The following is a 20,911-nucleotide window of genomic DNA, read 5'->3' as shown; positions in this document are numbered from 1 at the left end:
TCAGGGGCGCGGGGAACTGCGCGACCGGCCGTCCCGGGCCCGCACCCGCCGTCCCGGGGGACCCCTACGGCGCTCAGGCGCGCCCCGGCAGCGACGTCACTCACCAAGCCGGTCCAGCTGGCGCAGCCGATTCGTCGCGTCCAGCGCCGCCACCTTGTACGACTCCGCCAGCGTCGGGTAGTTGAACACCGCGTCGACCAGATAGTCGACCGTGCCGCCGCAGCCCATCACGGACTGCCCGATGTGGATCAGCTCGGTGGCGCCCGAGCCGAAGCAGTGCACGCCGAGCAGGGTGCGGTCCACCGGGGAGACCAGCAGCTTCAGCATGCCGTGCGAGTCCCCGATGATCTGACCCCGGGCCAGCTCCCGGTACCGGGCCACGCCCACCTCGAACGGCACGCAGTCGTCCGTCAGTTGGTCCTCGGTCCGGCCGACGAAACTGATCTCCGGGATGGTGTAGATGCCGATCGGCTGGAGCTGGTGCATCCGCCCGACCGGCTCCCCGCACGCGTGGTACGCCGCCGCCCGGCCCTGCTCCATGGAGGTCGCCGCGAGGGCCGGGAAGCCTATGACGTCGCCGACGGCGTAGATGTGCGGCACCTCGGTGCGGTAGCGCTCGTCCACCCGGATCCGGCCCCGGGCGTCGGCGGCCAGGCCCGCCCTGGCCAGATCGAGGCCGGCGGTCAGCCCCTGGCGGCCCGCCGAGTACATCACCGTGTCGGCGGGGATCTTCTTGCCGCTCTCCAGCACGGTCAGCGTGCCCCGGGCGTGGCGTTCGACGGCCGCGACGGTCTCCCCGAACCGGAAGGTGACGGCGAGGTCCCGCAGGTGGTACTTGAGCGACTCCACGACCTCGACGTCGCACAGGTCCAGCATCCCGGGCCGCTTCTCCACGACCGTCACCTTGCTGCCCAGCGCGGCGAACATGGAGGCGTACTCCATGCCGATCACCCCGGCGCCCACGATCACCATCGAACGCGGCACCCGCTCCAGCGAGAGCACGTTGTCCGAGTCCATGATGGTGCGCCCGTCGAACTCCACGGTTCCCGGACGGGCCGGCCGGGTTCCGGTGGCGATGACGATGTGCTCGGCGCTCAGCCGCCTCTCCTGACCGGTGCCCTCGTCGCGCAGGGCGACGGTGTGCGGGTCGGCGAACCGGCCCGTGCCCGAGTACACGGACACGTGGTTGCGGGACAGCTGGCTGCGGACGACGTCCACCTCACGGCCGACCACGTGCCGGGTGCGCGCGGTCAGGTCGGCGACGGTGATGTCCTCCTTCAGCCGGTAGCTCTGCCCGTACAGATCGCGCTGGGTGAGACCGGTCAGGTACAGCACGGCCTCGCGCAGGGTCTTGGAGGGGATGGTGCCGGTGTGCAGGGAGACCCCGCCGAGCATGTCGGGGCGGTCGACGACGGCGACCCGGCGGCCGAGCTTGGCCGCGGCGATGGCGGCCTTCTGCCCGCCGGGTCCGGATCCGATGACGAGCATGTCGAAGTCGGGCACCTTCCGGAGTCTGACAGCCGCCGGGTGCCGTACGGAAGGCCCGTGACAGTCGGGGCGTCAGGACGGCCCCGCGGGGATCACGCCGAGCTGTCGCAGCTGTGAGAAGACGTCGACCACTCCCCAGATCTCGGCGATGCGGCCGTCCGCGAAGCGCACGACGAAGATCTCGTCGTACGTGACGGAGGTGCCGGTCGGCGGCAGGCCCCGGTACTCGCCCCGGTGGGTCCCGGTGACCGTGTTCCGGAAGACGACCTTGTCCCCCTCGGCGATCACGTCCTCGACGGTGACGCGAATGTCGGGGAACGCCCGCAGAAGCACCGTCCACACCTGCTTGAGTGCCTGCACCCCCGTCGCGCCCATGGGCACCGGAGCGTGGAACAGCAGGTCCGGCTCGGCGACCTCGTCGATCGTCTTGGAGATGAGTTCGGCGTCGCCGGTGTTCACGGCGTCGTGGAACCGGATGAACGTGGCTTTGTTGCGCTCTTCCTGGGTTGATTCCCGGGTTGCCGACATCTGGTGCCTCCTGGGGCCGGGTCGCTGCTGAAGAGGACTGCGCCGCCGTCGCAGGCGGCTACAACCAGGACGAGACAGCTCACCAGGATGTGACATGAGGGACGCCACGCCCCCGGCGACCGGAGGCGGGCAGGCAAGGGCGCCGGGCGGGTGCGCCCCCCGTGTGCCCGGCGCACACCCCTGCCCGGCGCCTCCCCGTTGGTGTACCGATGCCTCCCGGAACGCCCTAGGGCAGCAGCTTCTCGATGGCCGCCAGTCCCTCGGTCTCCAGCTTGCGGCGCGCCCAGTCGAGGTTCGCCGGGGTGACGTCCCTGCCCGTCGCCATCACCAAGTCCTCCGGGGTGAGATCCCTCGAGGGAGCTGAGTGGAGCAGGGCGTCCGGGGTGCAGTGGTCGTCGGACGACCGGGACCCTTCGGGTGTGGATGTCGACATGATGCCTCCTCCTCGGTCCGGATGACCGCATCCGTGCCGGTGCCGCCGAACGGGGCACACTCTCACGATTCCCCGCCTCCGCCGACCCTGCATCCGGAGGGCGGCGGAGCGCCGGGTGAGGAGCGCCTGCCCACCGCGCCGCGAAGCACTCGCCCGTAAGCTGGAAATCCGCCCATAAGCCGAAAAACAGCAGCGCACCGCATCGGGGAGGCGCAAGCGATGGCCGACATGCCCTTCCAGCAGGAGTTGCCCGGGAGCCCCCGTTACCTGCCGATCGCCGAGCACGGCCTCATCGGCGACCTGCGCAGTGTCGCCCTGGTCGGCACCAACGGCACGATCGACTGGTACTGCTGCCCGTCCTTCGACGACCCCAGCGTCTTCGCGGCCGTCCTCGACGCCGAGCGCGGGGGCCGCTTCGAGCTGGCGGCCGCCGTGCCCGCGCGCACCAAGCAGTTCTACTTCCCGGACACGAACGTGCTGATCACCCGCTTCTTCACCGAGGAGGGCGTGGGCGAGGTGCAGGACTTCATGCCGGTCACCGGAGACGGTTCGGGCGAGGTGGGCCGGCACCGGCTGATCCGGCGCGTGGTGTGCGTCCGCGGCACTGTGCCCTTCCGGGCCCTGATCGCCCCGCGCTTCAACTACGGCGCCGACCCGCACAACCTGCGCTCCCTGGACGGCCTGGTCGTCTTCGAGTCCGCCAAGCTGTCCCTCTCCCTCACGTCCACCGTCGTCGTGGAGTGCGACGGCCGGGACGCGCGGGCCGACTTCAAGCTGAGCGAGGGCGAGACGGCGGTGTTCGCCCTGGACCAGGTCGGCACCGAGGTGGCCCCCCGCGGCTGCGCCCACGCCGAGGCCGAGCACCAGTTCAACGCCACCGTCGCCTACTGGCGGCGCTGGCTGCACCAGTCCCGCTACCGTGGCCGCTGGCGCGAGATGGTGCACCGCTCCGCCCTCACCCTCAAGCTCCTCACCTACGCCCCCACCGGCGCCATCGTCGCCGCGCCCACCACCAGCCTGCCCGAGCAGCTCGGCGGCGAGCGCAACTGGGACTACCGCTATGTGTGGGTCCGCGACGCCGCCTTCGCCGTCTACGCGCTGCTCAGGCTCGGCTTCAGCGGCGAGGCCGCGGCCTTCATGAAGTTCCTGACCACACACATCAGCCCCGGCTGCGGCGACGGCTCCGGCCCGCTGCAGATCATGTACGGCATCGACGGCCGTGCCGATCTGCCCGAACGCGAACTGCCCCATCTGGAGGGCCACCTCGGCTCCGCCCCGGTCCGGGTCGGCAACGCCGCCGCCGACCAGCTCCAGCTGGACATCTACGGTGCCCTGATCGACTCGATCTACCTCTACGACAAGTGGGCCGAGCCCATCTCCAGCGGCCAGTGGGACGACGTGTGCCACCTCGTCGACTGGGTGTGCGACCACTGGGACCAGCCGGACGAGGGCGTGTGGGAGACCCGCGGCGGCCGCAAGAACTTCCTGTACTCGCGGTTGATGTGCTGGGTCGCCATCGAGCGGGCCATCCGTCTCGCCACCCACCGCGGGCTGCCCGCCGACCATCGCCGCTGGCGCCAGGCCCGGGACGCCATCTACCGGCGGATCATGGACCGCGGCTGGTCGGAGCGCCGTAACGCCTTCGTGCAGTACGAGGGCGCCGACGTGCTCGACGCCTCCGTGCTGATGATGCCGCTCGCCAAGTTCATCGCGCCCACCGACCCCAAGTGGCTGTCCACCCTGGACGCCCTCACCGAGGACCTGGTCTCCGACTCGCTCGTGTACCGCTACGACCCGCAGGCCAGCCCCGACGGGCTGCGCGGCGACGAGGGCACCTTCTCCATCTGCTCCTTCTGGTACGTCGAGGCCCTGGTCCGGGCCGGCCGGCTCGACGAGGCCCGGCTCGCCTTCGAGAAGATGCTCACCTACGCCAACCACCTCGGCCTGTACGCCGAGGAGATCGGCCGCACCGGCGAACAGCAGGGCAACTTCCCGCAGGCGTTCACCCATCTGTCCCTGATCAGCGCCGCCTTCAACCTGGACCGCGCCCTCGGCTGACACCCGGCGGTGTGCCCGCAGGTGGCAGGGGTACCCGGGGTGTCTCCGAAGGGCAACGGACACAGGGTCCACAGAAGGAGGAGACCTCGTATGACCAGGACCAGCGAGACCGGTGGCATCACCGGTACGCGCGACAAGACCTACGACCTGATCTGGTACGTCGAGGCGTGCCTGGACAACGCCCTGCGCCTCGAGACCTACATCGAGGACGCCGAACGCGAGAGCGACACCGAGCTCGCGGACCTGTTCCACAAGGCTCAGGCCGACAGCCGCAAGGGCGCCGAGATGGGCAAGCAGTTGCTGCGCTCCCGGCTCAGCGGCTGACGACCGTCGCGCTCGGGCGAACCGGGACCCGGGACGGGCCCGGCGGACCCCCTGGCGTCTCGCCGGGATCCGTCGGGCCCTCGCCGTGTCCGCCGGCGGCGACCGTCCGCGACCGCTGTCCGCGGTCGCTCAGGGCAGCGGCTGCTCAGCCCAGATGATCTTGCCGTCGTGGGTGTAGCGGGTGCCCCAGCGGTCGGTGAGCTGCGCGACCAGGAACAGGCCCCGGCCGCCCTCGTCGGTGCTCGCCGCGTACCGCAGATGCGGGGAGGTCGTGCTCCGGTCGGAGACCTCGCAGATCAGCGTCCGCTCGCGCAGCACCCGCACGCCGATCGGACCGCGTCCGTACCGGATGGCGTTGGTGACCAGCTCGCTCAGGATCAGCTCCGTCGTGAACGACAGCTCCTCCAGGTCCCAGTCCGCCAGCTGCCGGGTGACCGACGCCCGGATCTCCGAGACGGCCGCCGGATCGGAGGGCACCTGCCACTCCGCGACCCGGCCCGGGCCGAGGACCCGGGTGCGGGCCACGATCAGCGCCACATCGTCGCTGGGCCGGTTCGGCAGCCGGTCGAGCACGCTTCGGCAGGTCTCCTCGGGCGAGGCGTCGGGGGCGCGGCCGAGGGCCTCGGCCAGCAGCTCGAGCCCGACGTCGATGTCCCGGTCCCGGTCCTCCACCAGACCGTCCGTGTACAGCACCAGCCGGCTGCCTTCAGCCAACTCCAGGTCGGCCGTCTCGAACGGCAGCCCGCCGAGGCCCAGCGGGGGACCGGCGGGCACGTCCGGGAACTCCACCCTGCCGTCCGGGTGCACCAGCGCGGGCGGCGGATGACCGGCCCGGGCGACCGTGCAGCGGCGGGAGACGGGGTCGTACACCGCGTACAGACAGGTCGCACCGGTCACCGCCGCGGCGCCGTCGGCGGGCGTCTCGTCCTGGTCGATCCGGACCACCAACTCGTCCAGCAGACTGAGGAGTTCGTCGGGCGGCAGATCGAGCGCGGAGAAGTTGTGCACGGCCGTGCGCAGCCGGCCCATCGTCGCCGCCGCGTGCAGTCCGTGCCCCACGACGTCCCCCACCACCAGCGCCACCCGCGCGCCCGACAGCGGCAGCACGTCGAACCAGTCGCCGCCCACCCCGGCCTGCGCGGGCAGATAGCGGTAGGCGATCTCCAGGGCACCCTGCTCGGGCAGGCTGCGGGGCAGCAGGCTGCGCTGCAGGGTCACCGCCATGCTGTGCTCGCGGGTGTAGCGGCGGGCGTTGTCGATCGACACGGCGGCCCGGGCGACCAGTTCCTCGGCGAGGGCCAGCTCCTCGGCGTCGAACGGCTGCGGTTTCTCCGAACGCCAGAAGTTCGCCACGCCGAGCACCAGGCTCCCGGCCCGCAGCGGCACGGTGATCAGCGAGTGGATGCCGAAGGCCACGACCTGCTCGGTGCGCTCCAGGTCCTGGGCGAGCCAGCCCGGTGCCTTGCGCAGTACGGGCTCCACCACGGACTGCCCGGTCGTCAGGCTCCGGGCCTGCGGCGAGGTCGCCACGAACCGGATCCGCTCGCCCACCGGGTACAGCGGGGCGTCCTTGCGGATGCCGCTGCAGGCCGCCCGGCGCAGCGCGGTCCCGGGCCTGGGCTCCTCCCCGTTCAGCACCGTGTCGAACAGGTCCACGGTGGCGAAGTCGGCGAACCTCGGCACGGCCAGCTCGGCCAGTTCCTCGGCGGTGCGGGCCACGTCCAGGCTGGTGCCGATCCCCACTCCGGCGTCGTACAGCATGTTCAGCCGCTCGCGTGCCACCTCCGCACGGCCCGACAGGGCGCGCAGCTCCGTGGAGTCGCGCAGCGTGGTGACACTGCCCGGCGGACCGCCACGCAGGTCGGTGGGGCGCTGGTTGACGGCCAGCAGACGGTCCTTGACCAGGTGCACCTCGTCCGTGGCGACCCGCCCGGAATCGAGCAACCCGGCCGTCTCGTCGTCCAGCCCCAGCTCCAGCACATGCCGCTGCTCGGCGTCCTCGGGGAGATCCAGCAGACGGTGCGCCTCGTCGTTGGCGAGCAGCAGCCGGCCGTCGCCGCCGACGATGAGCACACCCTCCCGGACAGCGTGCAGCACCGCGTCGTGGTGCTCGTACATCCGGGTCATCTCGGCCGGTCCGAGGCCGTGTGTCTGGCGCAGCAGCCGTCTGCTCACCAGGGCCGTGCCGGCGGTGGCCAGCGCGAGCGCGGCCGCGGCCGCCGCGAGGAGCAGGGGCAGCTGCTGCTGGGCGGCCCCGCCCACGTGCGCGGTGGTGATCCCGGTCGACACCAGGCCCACCACCTTGCCGTCGGCGTCCTTCACGGGCACCACAGCCTGTACGAGCCGGCCTATCGTGCCGTTGATCTCCTCGACGACCACGCCCCCGGCCACGGCCGGGGCGATGGTCCCGACGAACTTCTTTCCGATGCGGTCCGGTTTGGGATGCGTGTAGCGGATGCCCTCGGTGTTCATCACGACGATGAAGTCCACGCCCGACGCCTTGCGGGCGGCCTCGGCCTTGGGCTGCAGGATGGCCGTCGGATCCGGGGCGCGCAGCGCGGCCGCCGTGCCGGGCGCGTTGGCGAACGTCTGGGCGACGGCGAGCGAACGATTGCGGGACTCGCGGTCGGTGTCGTGCCGCACTTGGAGGACCTGCGCCACCACGGCCGACACGACCAGCAGCAGCACGATCACGACTTGCAGGAGGAAGACCTGTCCGGCGACGCTGCGCAGGGTCATCGCCGACTGCAGCGCGCGCGGCCGGCCGCCGTCCGCCCCCGCACGGTCCTGTCCCGGGCCCAGCGGTGCGCGCGGGATCCCGGAAGGACGGGGCCGCCGGGTCTCGGGCCGGCCGGGCAGTCGGACCATGAGCCCATGTCTACACTGCCCGGCCCTGTCAGGCGAGAGCGTCGACCGAGGTGACGGCCGCAGGCTCCGGCGGCGTGCTTCGCTCATGGGTGGTGCGCGCGGCGGGTGGCGAGCAGCAGGGCCACGTCGTCGGGGCGGTCGGTGGCGTCCCGGGCGGTGGCGGTGAGCCGGTCCGCGACCCCGGCGAGGGACCGCCCGCCGCGTCGTCCGGCGGCCGCGCCGGCCTTCGCCAGCGCGCGTCCCAGCGCGGCGATGCCCTCGTCGATGTCGGTGCCGGGCCGCTCCACCAGGCCGTCGGTGTAGAGAGCGAGGATCGCATCGGGCTCCAGGGACAGCTCGGTCACCGGGTACTGGGCCTGCGCATCCACCCCGAGGACGACACCTCCCGGGATGTCCAGCACCCGGGTGTGCCCGTCGGGGCAGCGCAGCAGGGGTGGCGGATGCCCTGCCCGGGCGACCCGGGCCTGCCCGGTGGCCGGGTCGAGGCGCAGATAGCAGCAGCTGGCGAACTGGCCCGGATCGAGATCGATGAGCAGGTGGTTCGTGCCGCTGAGCACCTCGTCGGGCGGCCGGTCGCCGAGCGCGAAGGCGCGCACGGCGCTGCGCAACTGGCCCATGGTTGCAGCCGCTTGCACCCCGTGCCCCTGCACGTCGCCGATGACCAGCGCCAGCCCGTTGCCCGCCTCGACGACGTCGTACCAGTCCCCGCCCACGTCCAGGCCCTGGGTACCGGGCAGATAGCGGCCCGCCGTCTCCACCCGAGGGTGTGCCGACAGCCGCCGGGGCAGCAGGGCCTGCTGCAGACCGCGGGCGAGCGCGGCCTCGCTGTCGTAGCGCTGGGCCCGCTCCATCGCGTGCGCGATCAGCCCGGCGAGAGCGGTGAGGACCGTGCGCTCCTCCGTGCTGAAGCCGCGCGAGCGGTCGAAGCCGAGGATGCAGGAGCCGACCGGCCGACCGGAGGCGATCAGCGGCAGGAAGGCACGCGCGCCCTCCTCGGCGTCCAGGGGAATGCCCGGGTAGGTGGCGTCCAGTTGCTGCATCGACTCGAAGAACAGCGGACGGCCGGTGGTGAGCGTCTCCACGCCGGGCAGGTGGGCGTCGAGTCCGACGCCGTCGAAGGGGGCGAGGAAGCCCTGCGGGAAGCCGGTCTCCCAGGCCAGGTACAGATGCCGCTCCTGGAGCAGGTAGATGGCCAGGCGGCGGCCGCCGAACGCGGGCAACAGCTCCTGCATGACCACCGCCGACACCTGACGGGCGGTCACCGCGTCGGTCAGTGCGATGGCGAGCGCGATCGGCCGGTACAGCGGCGTCAGCGAGTGGTCGCCGGCCACCGTGTCCTCCGGGGTGTGCGGATCGGCCCCCGCGTGACCGCCGGGGGCCGGATCCACGGGTGCGTCCATGCGACTGGCCGGGAGGAGCGTGCAGGTGAGGATGTCCGGGCCGGGGTGGACCGACAGCGCGAGCCAGGCGCCCTCACCGGGCCCCGCGCCGTCCACGTCCGGCCGCCGCACATGGACGTGCACCGGCTCCTGGGACAGCAGCACGCTGCGCAGATGGTCGTCGTACGGGGGACCGGTCAGCCACGGCATGGCCTCCCACAGCGGGCGGCCCAGCAGCCACCTCCGGTCCCGGCCCGCCATCCGCGCCGCGGCCTCGTTGACGTACACGATCAGACCGAGCCGGTCCAGGCAGAACACCCCCTGCGGCAGCAGGTCGGCCGCGCCGTCCGCGGCGGCCGCCGGACCGGGGTCGAAGACGATGCCGGAGATCAGGGACGCCTCGCCGGCCGCACCCGGGCACACGTCCAGCAGCCGTGGGAAGCCCTTTCCGGAGCGCAGGTTCAGGGGTCCGGCCGGCGGTTTCCCGGCCGCGGTCTCGCGCAGCGCGGCTAGAATCCGGTGGGCGTCGGCCGGTGACACGGCGTCCGCGAGAGCCGGTCCGGTGCCCGAGAACTCGCCCGGACCCAGGCCGAGCAGCGCGTGCAGCCGGTCGTCCGCCCGCACCGCCGAGGTCACCGGATCCCAGGTGAACCGTCCCACGCGGGTCTGGGCGGGCCGGATCACGGGCGGCCGTACGCACAGCGGTTCGCCGTCCCAGGCGACCGCCGCCTCGTGCCCGTCGGCGAGAGCGAGCAGCTCGGTACCCAGCCCCTCGGCGAGCCGCGCGAGCAGCTCCCGGTCGAGCAGCTCGTCCACGGAGTCCGAGGTCGCCGGACGCAGCACCGTCAGCACTCCCAGGGGCTCGGACTCGCCCGGCACCGGCACGTGCACCGACCCGAACGGGAAGGGCAGACCCGCCGCGAACTGGGGGTACCGGCGCATCGTCTCCGTGGCGTTCGGCAGCATCACCTGGACGCCGAGCCGGTAGGCGTCCGCCACCGGGAAGGGCCTGCCCACGTGCAGTCGCCACCAGGGCCGGAACAGGGGGCCGGGCAGCCCGACGAGCACCGCGAGGCGCAGCAGCCCCGGGGTGCTGGAGCGCAGGTACACACCCGAGACGTGCCCCCCGGCCGCGCCGAGCGCGCCGGTCGAGGCGTCGACCAGCAGTGCGGCCAGCCGGGCCCGCGTCCGGACCCCTTGCTCTCCGCTCCCAGCCATGGGCCCTACCTCGTCCCGTGCCGCCGGGTGGATGACACAGCAAGAATGCGCCATCTCGGCGGCGTAATGCACCTGGGCGGACGAAGACCGCGGCACACCGGCCGCGGCCACGGCGAGCGGGCGTCTCACACCTTCGCCGCAGCCGGGTGGCGGGACCCTTCGCGCGCTCCTAGTAATGAACTGCGTAGGCCGCGCGCCGCACCTGGGGGCGCTGGTGCGGCCGCACCCTACTCCTGGAGCCGAGATGACCACGCTCTCTTCGTCCCCCCGGCCCGACGACCACTCCGTCATACCGCCGCTCGTACCGGGCGCCGCCGAGGTCTTCGCACCGTCACCCGACCCCGGCACCCGGCCCGAGCCACCCCCGCGACCGAGCCCCGAGGTCCCGCACGAGGACGAGCGCTACGGCGACCCGCTGCACGGCCTGCTCCGCACGGCGGTGGCCGACCGCCCGCTGGAGGAAGTCGCCCGGCTCATCACCCTGCTGGAAAGCGCGTCCGGAGACGCCCGCACCACTGCCGACGCCCTGCGCGCGGCGGGTGTCGACCGGTCCGTCGAGGACGTCTCGCGCCTGGTCGCCCTCCTGACCCGGTCGCCCGGGGACGTCCGAAGCGCCGACCTGGTGCTGCGCGCCGCCGTCGAGTCCCGCCCTCTGGAGGAGGTCAGCCGGCTGATGGAACTGCTGCACCGCACTCAGGTGGAGCCCCACTGTGTGCGCGCGGCGGTCGAGGCGGTGGCCGTCAGCAGGCCGGTCGAGGAAGTGGCCGAGCTGATCGCCCGCCTGACCGCCGAACGAACGGCGCGGGAGCGGCCGCCGCAGCCCGAACCGGCCGTACCGGAACCCGTCCAGCCGCCGCCCGCCCCCGCGCCCGCCGTGCCGCAGGCGGAGGAGCCCCGCCCCGAGCCCGCGCTGAGCGGCGACCCTGCCCCCGAGGGCCGGTCCGCCACGTCTCCCCTGCGGCTCGCCCGCGCCGCCGGCCTGCTGGCGTTCCTCTGCGGTGTGGCCCACGCCCCGCGCTACTGGACAGGCCTCTCCCACGACGTCCTGCAGGCCACCCTGCTGGTCTCCGGGCTCTGCGTCCTGCTGGCCGTCGCCCTGCCGGCGCGGACCGCTCCGGCCCGGCTGGTGGCGGCCACCGCCACGCTCGTGGTCACCGCGGCGTTCGCCGCCGGGCCGCTGCTCGGCCGCACGTTCGGCCTGCCGGACCCGACCCCGATCCAGGCCGCCATGGTGGCCCCGCCCTGGATCGCCGGTACGGCCGCGGCGGCGGCCGCGCTCGCGGCCCTGGCACTGCTGCTCGCCACCCTCTGGGCGGTGAACACCCGCCGCGACCACAAGGGTTGAGTCATACCTCGGCGGTCATGCCCACCGCGCGCGGCGCCGGCCGAGCCTCGGGCGGCCGCCAGGCCGAACGGGAAGATGACCCGGGCGAGGCCGGTTCAGAGTTCGGTGGGGTCGGACGGCAGGGCCCGGCCGGCGCGCAGGCTGCGCAGCGCGAGGAGCAGGACGGCGATGTCGTCCAGGTAGACCGGGTCGGGCAGCAGATCGGTGGGCAGCACCAGATACAGGACCGCGCCCCAGAACACCCAGCGCGGCCCCGTGGGCAGTCCGGCCCGTTGCAGGGTCCGCCGGGCGCGCACCAGCCGCACCAGCAGGGCGACGGCGACGGCGAGCAGCACCGCCGCGACGACGGCGGCGATCACCAGCAGGGTCCTGGTGGAATCCATGCGGCCTCCTGTCGCTCGTGGCTCACGGGTGCGGGCCGGGGTGACCGCCCTCGCTTCCCTTTCCTCTTCCCTCTTCCGGCCGCCGTACCGCCCCGGCGAACGTTCTACGGCGTCCCGTCCGCCGGATCGGCGGTGTCCGAGGGCTCGCCGCCCGGGGCCGGTACGGGGCGCGCTCCCTTGGCGCTGAACCTCAGCCGCTCGAACGTCCGCGTCAGCTGCTGCAGCGGGGAGGGCGTCCGGCCGCCGGGCCGCTGCTGCTGGTGCGGCAGGGCGGGAGGGACGGGCGCGTCGCGGTAGGCGGCCAGGGCCCGGTGGGCCTGCTCGGCGGCCTCCCGGTACAGGTCCCGGGACTTCGTCATGGCCTCCAGGGCCTCGGCGTACATGGCGACCAGCCCCCGTTCGCGCTCCAGCTCCTCCTGGAGGGTCAGCAGGGTCCAGTTCTCGCGCAGGTCGGTCAGCGCCTCCTCGGCCCCCCGCGGGAACGGCCGCGGCAGGGCGGCGAAGTTGCTCAGCAGGGTGAGGAGTTCGGTCGGCTCGGAGCCGTCGAGGAAGACGTTCCGCACGCCGTGCTCCCGGCCGTCGTAGCCGTCCGGAGCCGGGTCGGGCGGCAGCAGCACGGCGCCACCGCGCGGCACCTCGACGCCGAGGTCCTTCAGCGCCCAGTTGACGGCGCGCAGCTGCTGCGGTGCGGCCCGGTGCTCCACCACGCGGTGCCGCAGCCCCGGCGGCAGCAGCCGGGTCAGCGGCAGCCGGCCGCGCTCGTCGGGGGTCATCGCCTCGTGCACGACGAGGTCGACGTACCAGCCGTCGCGGGCCGCGTCCCGCAGTCGGCGCCGCATCTCCTTGTCGTCCTCGGGGAGCGCGTTCACCTGCCGCAGGCGCAGGCCCGCGACGGTGGGGTGATGGTCCCAGGCGTCGCCCGCGGCATCGGCTGCCGTGGCCTCGGGCCAGAACAGCGTCGCCGGGGAGGGCCACGCGTCGTCCCACGGCCGCTCCGCCTCGGCGACCAGCGTCCACTCCTGCACCTCGGGCCGGTCCGGCCGCGGTACGAGGGTGAGCCGGGCCCGCACGGTCACCGTGCCGTCGGCCCGCCATCGCGCCTCGAAGATCCGTTCGAGTGAGTCGTCGGGCAGGGGCGGCTCGGCGAAGTCGTCGACGTCCCCGCTCTCCTTGTGCCGGCTCAGAGTGCGGCGGACGGCCTCCTCGGCTTCGGGACCGGTGTGGCGGCCTCGGGCCGCCCAGAGGGTCTGCGGGGTGGTGGCGTGGTCGGTGGCGGAGTTCGACATGAGCCAATCTGCTGATGGGGGCGGGTGCGCCTCCCAGTATCACCGTCCGGCGACGGGACACGCCGAGCGGGGGGCCCGGCGTGTCCCTTGGCGGCGGCGGGGCCCGCGCCCGCCGTACGGCGATCAGGGGGCTCCGGCCCGTGCGGAAGGAGGGATCGGCGCGCCCCGCGCACGGGATGCGTGCCGTGCACCCGGGGTGTGCGCCGCACGCCTCGGGCGACCGTTGTTCACACGTCCCCGGGGCGTCGCCCGGTGCCCAGAATGGTCCGTCGAACGGGGTCCGCCCACCCATCCGCATAGGGGTGGACCCCGTTCGCCGTCCGCGGCCGCGCTCGTGGATCGCGGCCCTCCACCCCTGGCCGCGGCTGCCCCTTCCCGCTGTGTACCTCGGCGGCGGACTCGTGCAGACGGCCGCGCTCGCGCTGCTGACGGTGGTGGTCGGCCGCCGGGACCTCACGGCGGCCGAGCCGGGCCTGTCGTGAGCGGTCCGCCCCGGCTCGGTGCGGGAACGCCCGGGGCGGCCGTTGCCGCGGCAGTTCGTCACGGAACCCGTTGATCGCCGAGCTGATCTGCCGCATCAGCGTCGTCCCCTCCAGCCGGTCCAGGTAGAGGTTGGCCCGGGCCGGCGCGGGCAGGTACACACAGAAGCAGAGGCTCATCAGCGGGTTGGCGAACAGCCGGCTGTCCCGGGTGCGTTCGGTGAACCGGACGTCGCCGAAGTCCCCGCGCACGGCCGCCGCGACGGACCCGTGGACGATGCTCGGATGACTCTCGTGGCACCGCTGGACGTGGGCCACGGAGTCGAGGTAGAGGGCGCCCTCGTGGCTGTCCCGGGGGAGCGAGAAGGCGCCGAGGTAGCCGCCCTCGCGGTCCAGGGCGGCCAGGTTCTCCAGGAACAGGGAGTGGTTCACGCCGTGGTAGGCGTCCACCCCGAAGCCCAGGCAGGCCACGAGGCGGTGCGGGACCTCGTCCAGTCCGGCGACGGCGGCGAGGCTCGCCATGTCCTCCTCGGGAGTGCCGAGCCCGTGCTCGTCCCCGCGCATCAGGATGTCCGTCCCGCCGTCCACCAGCACGACGGCGTCCACACCGCCCAGATGCCCGAGGAGCGCGCGGTAGGCGGCGCGCAGCGCCTCGACACCCGTGCGCGGAAAGGCGTACACCGTGTCGTGCGCCTTCCGGTCCGCGAGCCACCGGGCGAGCGAGCGCTCGGGGAAGTAGTCGCCGCGCAGCGGGGTGTCCGGCCGGACGGCGGCCACGTCCTCCGCCACCCAGGAGTCCGGGCCCAGCCCGTACAGGTCGGCGAAGGACAGGTTGGCCAGATGGGCCTCCGTGCCGGCCGCGCGGAGCGCGAACGCCAGTGGCAGCCCGGCGTAGACGTCGAAGCAGCCGCCGGCACCGGCGACGAGCACCCGGCGGGCTCCGCGCAGACGGGTGAAGAAGGCGGGTTGCGGAGCGAGATCACCGCAGGACCCCAACAGGCGTCCCCAGAGGCTCCGTTGGACTCCTCCCCGAAGCCTCGGGGACGCTCCGCAGACCTACGCCCCGCTCTCCCGCAGCATGTCCTCGCGCTCTACGATCTTCACGCGCTCACGGCCCTGGGGCTCGCCCAGCGCGCGCTCGGCGGCGTCCAGCTTGTACCAGCCGTCCCAGGTGGTGAAGCGGATGTCGCGCTCGGCGAGGAAGGCGTCCACGGCCTCGGGGTCGGGCGAAACGGGCGTGTGCAGGCGGCCGTTGGCGTGGTCGTCCAGGAGGTTCGCCACCGTCTCGTTGGCGTCGCCCTTGGTGTGGCCGATCAGACCGACCGGGCCGCGCCGGATCCAGCCGGTGACGTACGTCGACTGCAGGTGGTCGCCGCCCTCCTCGACGACCCGGCCGCCCTGGTCCGGGACCGTGCCGGACTCGATGTCCCAGGGCAGCTTGGGCAGCTTGTCGGAGAGGTAGCCGACCGCGCGGTACACGGCGGTCACGTCCCAGTCCTTGAACTCGCCGGTGCCCTTGACGTTGCCGGTGCCGTCGAGGGCGGTGCGCTCGGTGCGCAGGCCGACGACCCTGCCGTCCTCGCCGAGGACCTCCGAGGGCGACTCGAAGAAGTGCAGGAACAGCTTGTGCGGCCGGTTGCCGACGTCCCGGATCGCCCAGTTCTCCAGGGTCTTGGCGACCATGTCGGCCTGCTTGTTGCCGCGACGGGTCTCGATCGAGCCCGCGTCGTAGTCGATGTCCTCGGGGTCGACGACGACCTCGATGTTCGGCGAGTGGTCCAGCTCGCGCAGCTCCATCGGGCTGAACTTGGCCTGCGCGGGGCCGCGGCGGCCGAAGACGTGGATCTCCACGGTTTTGTTCGCCTTCAGGCCGTCGTAGACGTTCGGGGGTATCTCCGTCGGCAGCAGCTCGTCCGCCGTCTTGGCGAGGATCCGGGCCACGTCGAGCGCCACGTTGCCGACGCCGAGCACGGCGACCTTCTCGGCCTCCAGCGGCCAGGTGCGCGGCACGTCCGGGTGGCCGTCGTACCAGGAGACGAAGTCGGCGGCCCCGTAGGAGCCCTCCAGGTCGATGCCGGGAACGGGCAGCTCCCGGTCGGCCGTCGCGCCCGTGGAGAAGACCACCGCGTCGTAGAAGGCGCGCAGGTCGTCCAGGTTGATGTCGGTCGGGTAGTCGACGTTGCCGAACAGGCGGATCTGGGGCTTGTCGAGCACCTGGTGCAGGGCGGTGATGATGCCCTTGATGCGCGGGTGGTCGGGCGCCACGCCGTACCGGATCAGGCCGAACGGGGCGGGCATCCGCTCGAAGAGGTCGATGGACACGCCAGGCTCGGCGGCCACCTCGGACTTCAGCAGGGCGTCGGCGGCGTAGATCCCGGCGGGACCGGCTCCGACGATGGCTACCCGCAGGGGGCGCGGCATGATCAGTTCCCTTCGAGCGTGAACAGGCGACTCGACGGGAAGCCTAGACTAAGGCAGACCTAAGTTAGTACGCGGGTCGGGCCTATGACCTCATAAGGCGATCTTATGACTTACCCAGGGGTCCCTTATGGACGTGGTGACCGGAAGCGAGGGCTGGGGGCGCGCGGGCGGACGCGGGCTGCTTCTGCTGTGACGCCCCCGGCTTCGGTCACCCCGGCGGCGTCAGGCCGGCCGGATCACCCGGTGGATCGCCGACTCCCCGGCGCCGTAGATCGACTCCTCGCTGATGGACGAGCCCGGGCCCGGCGCATGGACCATCATGCCGTTGCCGATGTGCAGGCCCACGTGCCGGTCGTCGTCGAAGAAGAGGACGAGGTCACCCGGTTCGAGAGCGGCGAGCGTGACCGGGGTGCCGGCCAGCGCCTGCTGGTGCGCGGCACGCGGCAGCGTGACCCCGGCCGCCCGCCACGCGGCCTGCGTGAGGCTGGAGCAGTCGTACGAGTCCGGCCCCGTGGCTCCCCACACGCACGGCTTCCCGAGCTGCGCCCGGGCGAACGCGATCGCCTTGGCGGCACCCACGGCGTGGGTGGACCGGGGCGCACTCCCGGGTGCGGGGGCGGTGGGCTGCGCGAGAGTGCCGCTGTCGGTGCCCGCACCGGGGATGAGGGGCGCGAAGGAGCCGGTGTTGAGGAGGGGGCTGGGGGCGGGCTGTGCGAAGGAGCCTGTGTTGGCGAGCGGGTTGGCGGTGGGCTGTGCGAAGGAGCCCGTGTTCGTGAGCGGGGTGCTGCTCGGCTGTGCGAATGAGCTGGTGTCGAGGAGGGGGCTGGCGGTGGGCTGTGCGAAGGAGCCCGTGTTCGTGAGCGGGGTGCTGCTCGGCTGTGCGAAGGAGCCGGTGTCGGTGAGCGGGCCGGCGGTGAGCGGCGCGAAGGAGCCGGTGTCGGTCAGCGTCCCGGTGGTGAGCGGTGCGAATGATCCGGTGTCGGTCACCAGGCTGGCGGTCAGCGGTGGGATGGAACCCATGCCGGTCGCGGCGGGAGGGGAAGCGGGCGTGTTCGGGGCCGGGGCCATGGGGGACGCCGTCCACTGCGGCTGCTGCCACTGGCCGGTGCCCGCCTGACCCGTCCCCTCCAGGCCCCACTGCCCCGTCTGTTCGAGGCCCCACTGACCCGTCCCCTCCAGGCCCCACTGCCCCGTCCGTTCGAGGCCCCACTGACCCGTCTGTTCGAGGCCCGGCTGCGGTGCCTGTGGCGTTCCGGCGTTCCAGGTGCCCTGCCCGGCGGGTACGGCCGCGGGAGGCGTGCCGGGCCGGGCGACGTAGCGGGACAGCAACTCCCGGGCCGAGGCGAGCTTGCGCCGGTTGTCCGCCTTGAAGTTCGCGGGGGAGGGGCGCCGGGGCGCGGCCGCGGAGGCCGGCAGCTCTCTCGGTTCCCTCGCCCAGGTGCCTTGTGCGGCGGGTAGGACGGCCGTCTCCGCCGGACCGCCGCCGCTCGGCCCCGGCAACCCGAGGAAGCCGATGGATCCGGGCTCGGCCGGTTGGACCGTGCCACCGACGCTCGGGCCGGTGGAGCCCTCCGGCATGCCGAGTCCGCCGGGCGCCGCCACGCCGGGGCCGGCCTGTCGGGGCAGGCCTGCGGCGAGTCGGGCGGCCGTCGCCCGGCCGGTTGCTTCCGGCCCGCCGGGGTCGGGTGTCCCCGCCGTGTTCCACCCGGCCGGGCCGGGCAACTCCAGAGCGCCGCCGGGAAGTTCGGCGGGCCGGCCGCTCGGGAGTGCCGGGATTCCGCTCTCCAGGGCCGCCCGCGGGCGGCCGCCGGGGTTCGCCGAGGACCCGGCCGTCAGCTCGGGCATCGCGCGGCCGGCGGCCCCGGACGAACCCGAGGCCAGTTCGGGCAGCCCGAGACCGGCGGCCAGGGCCTCCCGCGCACCCGTGTCCGTCAGGTCCCGGGAGCGCGCCGGGGCCGCCGGGCGGGCGGGCTGCCGGTCGGCGGGGAGTGCGGCGGGGACCGTCGGGCCCAGCTTGGCGCGGGCCGCGTCGAACCACTGCCGGGCCACCGCGTCGAGTTCGGGATCCGGGCGCCGTCCGGAACGCTTGGCCAACGGGACGCCTCTCGAACGCGTCGCCGCTGACATCGCCCGGGTCGCGTTGTAGTTCCCGGTCGCGTTCTCGGCCCGCTCGTAGAGGGAGTCGATCCGCTGCCGCACCTCATCGCGACTCTCCGGTGCCATGGAAGACGTACTCCTTCCTTGCCCCACGGGGCAGTTGGGCCGGTCCCGGGATCGGTCGAACCCCGGCCCCGGCGCCACGGCGGATTCGCGGGGCAGCCGGGCGGCCTGGCGTCAACCTAGCCAACTTGTGTCCCTGGTGTGAAGGTTGAAGGGCGGAATGTCCGATACGTATTTGTGATGTTCGCCGTGCCGTTCGAGTGGGAAAGCTGATCACCTTTCCGGCCGCACCGGCTCCGCCGTCGAGTCGCCGTACCTGGCCGAGGGCGCTGTGATTGCGCTTTTCTGTGGGGTCCCTGTTAATTTCCGATCCGGTTGAACACCCGGGCGCCGCCATCCGTATGGGGCGGGGGAACTCCATGCCCGACCGACCGCTTCACACAAGGGGACGACCTTGGTACGCAACAGGCGCAGACGCCCGACCGGCGCACGACGCGCGACCTTCGCAGCGGTCGCCCTGATGCTGGGCGGGGGCGGACTCGTCGCCGTCAACGTCTACGCCTCCGCCACCGAGGACGCCTGGGGCGGGCAGGACGCCGGCGCGACCGGACAGGTCAAGTCCGCGGGCATGGCCACGATCGACTGCCCGGACGTCGGCAGCCGGCTGACGGACGTGCCGGACGGGGCCCGCGCGGACGTCGACCGTGAACTCGCCGAGCTGGACCAGCAGACGGCGGCCGCCTACCGGCAACTCCAGGGGTCGGCGGAGGCCGTCCGCCAGGATCCGGGCGCCGCCGACGACACCATCATGAACCCGTTGAAGGAGAAGCGGGCGGCGACCATCGAGCGCATCGGCGTCGCCATCGACCGGGTGGGGGACCGGCCGGAGGGTCTGGAATCGCTGGCCGCCTGTACTCTGCGGCCCGGTCAGGACGGCACGGGCGGCGACACGGGCAGCGCCGGCCAGAGCACCGCCGACCCGGGTGACGGATCACAACAGGGCGGCGGACAGGGCCAGAACGGCGGCGGGCAGAACGGCGCCGGCCAGGGCGGCAACGGACCCGTCGCCTCCGACTACGCGGACATCACCTCCGTCCAGCCCAACGTGCCCAGCCCGCCCCAGCAGGACGACGCCTCGCGCGGCACCTTCACCTCGGAGTGCGGTGTCAACGCCAACGGCCTGTTCAACTCCGACAACGTGATCGTCGCCCCCGGCGTCTCCAACGGCGCCCACCACTTCCACGACTACGTGGGCAACCAGTCCAACAACGCCTTCGCCAGTGACGAGGACCTGGCCAAGGCCGACACCAGCTGCGCGGACCAGGGCGACAAGTCCACGTACTACTGGCCGGTCCTGCGTCTGCAGAACGGCAAGCAGGAACGGGACGCCGGCGCCCCGGGCGGCGGCACCGAGGGCAACGCGGGCCAGATCGTCACGCCCAAGCAGGTCACGCTGACCTTCGTCGGCAGCCCGCGGGGCAAGGTCACCGAGATGCCGCGCCTGCTGCGCATCATCACCGGCGACGCCAAGGCCTTCGTCAACGGCCCCGCCAACGCCAACGCCTCGTGGAGCTGCACCGGTTTCGAGGACCGGCAGCTCAAGGACAAGTACCCGCTGTGCCCGTCCGGCAGCGACGTGGTGCGCACCTTCCACTTCCAGAGCTGCTGGGACGGCCGCAACATCGACAGCGCCAACCACCGCACCCATGTGGCTTTCGCCGGCCCGGACGGCTCCTGTCCCGAGGGCTTCCAGGCGATACCGCAGCTGGTGCAGCGCATCGTCTACGACGTCGCGGCGCCGAGCCTGAACGACGGCGGGCGCACGGTCCCGCTCTTCGCGGTGGACTCCTTCCCGGAGCAGCTGCACAAGCCGGTCACCGACCACGGCGACTTCATCAACGTCTTCGACGAGGACCTGATGCGCGAGATGGTCGACTGCATCAACTCCGGCCGGACCTGCGGGGCCCGAGGCGATGACGGCTCCGGTGGCACGGCGGACCCGAGCCCCAGCCAGGACGCCGGCGCGACGGAGGACCCGGGCACCGGTGCGACGGCCGACCCGGGCACGGGCGCCACGGAGGACCCGGGCACCGGTGCCACGGAGGACCCGGGCACGAGCGCGCCCGACGCGCCGTCCGCTCCGGCTTCCTCCGGCCCGGCCGAGGAGCCGAGGACGTACGCGACGACGTCGCCCGCGAACACCACCAAGCACGACAGGCCCACCCACCGGAGCGAGCACGGCAAGCAGACCGAGCCCGCCAAGGCCGACAAGGCCGACAAGGCGACTTCGGCCGCACCGTCCAAGTCGGGGGCGGGGGCCGGCGAGATCGGCCGCGCCACCCAGACCCCGGCCGGCGGCCAGGCCCAGCCGCCGGCAGCGCAGACCGAACCCCAGGCGGTCCAGGGCGGACTCGCCGAGACCGGAGCACACCTGTGGCCCGCGGCGATCGGCGTGCTGCTCGCCCTGTCCGGACTCGTGATGCTGCTCAGGGCCAGGCGTCTGCGGTACTGACCGCACACCGTTGCAGCCGGACGGCGGCC

At 73.1% G+C, this 20,911-nt stretch carries 13 protein-coding genes and 1 pseudogene; 4 read left to right on the top strand and 10 right to left on the bottom strand.

Translation table 11 applies throughout. The annotated features are described in order from the left end of the window. Nucleotides 1-96 precede the first annotated feature (96 nt). The 3 genes from sthA to AC07CM_RS19955 all read right to left on the bottom strand — a co-directional run bounded on the left by sthA (nt 97) and on the right by AC07CM_RS19955 (nt 2,449). On the bottom strand, nt 97-1,503 hold the full coding sequence (gene sthA / locus AC07CM_RS19965; RefSeq protein ID WP_478877723.1) for a Si-specific NAD(P)(+) transhydrogenase: 1,407 nt from the start codon (nt 1,501-1,503) through the stop codon (nt 97-99). 57 nt (nt 1,504-1,560) lie between these two features. After that, nucleotides 1,561-2,016, bottom strand: a complete 456-nt coding sequence (locus tag AC07CM_RS19960; RefSeq protein WP_478877722.1) for an ester cyclase — start codon at nt 2,014-2,016, stop codon at nt 1,561-1,563. 226 nt (nt 2,017-2,242) lie between these two features. Continuing rightward, complete coding sequence (locus tag AC07CM_RS19955) at nt 2,243-2,449, bottom strand: hypothetical protein (protein ID WP_478877721.1); 207 nt, start codon at nt 2,447-2,449, stop codon at nt 2,243-2,245. Between the two features lie 219 nt (nt 2,450-2,668). Here AC07CM_RS19955 and AC07CM_RS19950 point away from each other — a divergent pair, with 219 nt between their 5' ends. Both AC07CM_RS19950 and AC07CM_RS19945 read left to right on the top strand, forming a co-directional pair. Further along, complete coding sequence (locus AC07CM_RS19950; RefSeq protein ID WP_478877720.1) at nt 2,669-4,507, top strand: glycoside hydrolase family 15 protein; 1,839 nt, start codon at nt 2,669-2,671, stop codon at nt 4,505-4,507. Between the two features lie 90 nt (nt 4,508-4,597). After that, nucleotides 4,598-4,831: a hypothetical protein gene (locus AC07CM_RS19945; RefSeq protein ID WP_478877719.1), complete on the top strand. Its 234-nt coding sequence runs from the start codon at nt 4,598-4,600 to the stop codon at nt 4,829-4,831. Nucleotides 4,832-4,960: 129 nt separating this feature from the next. Here the strand turns inward: AC07CM_RS19945 and AC07CM_RS19940 are convergent, their stop codons facing one another. Together AC07CM_RS19940 and AC07CM_RS19935 are read right to left on the bottom strand one after the other, a co-directional pair. Further along, a complete protein-coding gene (locus AC07CM_RS19940) occupies nt 4,961-7,699 on the bottom strand; it encodes a SpoIIE family protein phosphatase (RefSeq protein ID WP_478877718.1) in 2,739 nt (912 codons plus the stop codon). 83 nt (nt 7,700-7,782) lie between these two features. Beyond that, nucleotides 7,783-10,296, bottom strand: a complete 2,514-nt coding sequence (locus AC07CM_RS19935; RefSeq protein ID WP_478877717.1) for a SpoIIE family protein phosphatase — start codon at nt 10,294-10,296, stop codon at nt 7,783-7,785. Nucleotides 10,297-10,540: 244 nt separating this feature from the next. On the opposite strand from AC07CM_RS19935, the gene AC07CM_RS19930 reads away from it, so the two are divergent. Then, nucleotides 10,541-11,641, top strand: a complete 1,101-nt coding sequence (locus AC07CM_RS19930; RefSeq protein ID WP_478877716.1) for a hypothetical protein — start codon at nt 10,541-10,543, stop codon at nt 11,639-11,641. 95 nt (nt 11,642-11,736) lie between these two features. Here the strand turns inward: AC07CM_RS19930 and AC07CM_RS19925 are convergent, their stop codons facing one another. From AC07CM_RS19925 to AC07CM_RS19905, 5 genes and pseudogenes are all read right to left on the bottom strand, one after another. Continuing rightward, nucleotides 11,737-12,024: a DUF1232 domain-containing protein gene (locus tag AC07CM_RS19925; RefSeq protein ID WP_478877715.1), complete on the bottom strand. Its 288-nt coding sequence runs from the start codon at nt 12,022-12,024 to the stop codon at nt 11,737-11,739. A 104-nt stretch (nt 12,025-12,128) separates the two neighbouring features. Beyond that, nucleotides 12,129-13,310 (bottom strand): hypothetical protein, encoded by a 1,182-nt coding sequence (locus AC07CM_RS19920; protein ID WP_478877714.1) that lies wholly within the window; start codon nt 13,308-13,310, stop codon nt 12,129-12,131. Nucleotides 13,311-13,810: 500 nt separating this feature from the next. Beyond that, nucleotides 13,811-14,719 (bottom strand): annotated as a pseudogene (locus tag AC07CM_RS19915) (DUF1152 domain-containing protein); the annotation flags it as partial. A 126-nt stretch (nt 14,720-14,845) separates the two neighbouring features. Beyond that, nucleotides 14,846-16,210, bottom strand: a complete 1,365-nt coding sequence (locus AC07CM_RS19910; protein ID WP_478877713.1) for an FAD-dependent oxidoreductase — start codon at nt 16,208-16,210, stop codon at nt 14,846-14,848. 222 nt (nt 16,211-16,432) lie between these two features. Beyond that, the gene (locus AC07CM_RS19905) at nt 16,433-18,433 is read right to left on the bottom strand and encodes a C40 family peptidase (RefSeq protein WP_478877712.1); all 2,001 of its coding nucleotides are present in this window, start codon (nt 18,431-18,433) and stop codon (nt 16,433-16,435) included. 457 nt (nt 18,434-18,890) lie between these two features. Here AC07CM_RS19905 and AC07CM_RS19900 point away from each other — a divergent pair, with 457 nt between their 5' ends. Continuing rightward, nucleotides 18,891-20,882 carry a DUF1996 domain-containing protein gene (locus AC07CM_RS19900; protein WP_478877796.1) on the top strand — a complete coding sequence of 664 codons (1,992 nt, stop codon included), beginning with the start codon at nt 18,891-18,893 and terminating at the stop codon, nt 20,880-20,882. Nucleotides 20,883-20,911 lie beyond the last annotated feature (29 nt).

This window comes from Streptomyces sp. NPDC044061 (assembly GCF_056434305.1).
This window is presented reverse-complemented; position numbering and strand designations above follow the sequence as displayed.

Coding starts and splice junctions, on each gene's coding strand:
- AC07CM_RS19960 (WP_478877722.1), bottom strand. CDS start 2,016: ATGTCGGCAACCCGGGAATCAACCCAGGAAGAGCGCAACAAAGCCACG.
- AC07CM_RS19955 (WP_478877721.1), bottom strand. CDS start 2,449: ATGTCGACATCCACACCCGAAGGGTCCCGGTCGTCCGACGACCACTGC.
- AC07CM_RS19950 (WP_478877720.1), top strand. CDS start 2,669: ATGGCCGACATGCCCTTCCAGCAGGAGTTGCCCGGGAGCCCCCGTTAC.
- AC07CM_RS19945 (WP_478877719.1), top strand. CDS start 4,598: ATGACCAGGACCAGCGAGACCGGTGGCATCACCGGTACGCGCGACAAG.
- AC07CM_RS19940 (WP_478877718.1), bottom strand. CDS start 7,699: ATGGTCCGACTGCCCGGCCGGCCCGAGACCCGGCGGCCCCGTCCTTCC.
- AC07CM_RS19935 (WP_478877717.1), bottom strand. CDS start 10,296: ATGGCTGGGAGCGGAGAGCAAGGGGTCCGGACGCGGGCCCGGCTGGCC.
- AC07CM_RS19930 (WP_478877716.1), top strand. CDS start 10,541: ATGACCACGCTCTCTTCGTCCCCCCGGCCCGACGACCACTCCGTCATA.
- AC07CM_RS19925 (WP_478877715.1), bottom strand. CDS start 12,024: ATGGATTCCACCAGGACCCTGCTGGTGATCGCCGCCGTCGTCGCGGCG.
- AC07CM_RS19920 (WP_478877714.1), bottom strand. CDS start 13,310: ATGTCGAACTCCGCCACCGACCACGCCACCACCCCGCAGACCCTCTGG.
- AC07CM_RS19910 (WP_478877713.1), bottom strand. CDS start 16,210: ATGCCGCGCCCCCTGCGGGTAGCCATCGTCGGAGCCGGTCCCGCCGGG.
- AC07CM_RS19905 (WP_478877712.1), bottom strand. CDS start 18,433: ATGGCACCGGAGAGTCGCGATGAGGTGCGGCAGCGGATCGACTCCCTC.
- AC07CM_RS19900 (WP_478877796.1), top strand. CDS start 18,891: ATGCTGGGCGGGGGCGGACTCGTCGCCGTCAACGTCTACGCCTCCGCC.